Annotated in this window: 1 pseudogene; it reads left to right on the top strand. The window is 67.6% G+C overall.

From position 1 onward, the window contains the following. Nucleotides 1-244 (top strand): annotated as a pseudogene (locus J1G35_RS30780) (rhs family protein); the annotation flags it as partial.

Here is a 244-nt window from a genome sequence, read left to right as displayed (position 1 = left end):
CCGGCAACCTCACCCGCCTGCTCGACACCCGCAAAGGCGAACACCACTACCACTACGACCCGCTAGGCCGCCTCACCCGCGCCAACCACTCCCAGGACCTGCAGGAACGCTTCGGCCACACCCCCGCCGGCAACCTGCTGATGCAAGACCGCCCCGGCCCCGACATCGTCGCCGGCAACCGCCTGATGATCCAGGGCGACCGCCACTACGACTATGACGCCTTCGGGAACCTGATCCGTGAACG

This window comes from Pseudomonas sp. SH10-3B, assembly GCF_019891415.1.
In the GTDB taxonomy this organism is placed as follows: domain Bacteria; phylum Pseudomonadota; class Gammaproteobacteria; order Pseudomonadales; family Pseudomonadaceae; genus Aquipseudomonas.
This window is presented reverse-complemented; position numbering and strand designations above follow the sequence as displayed.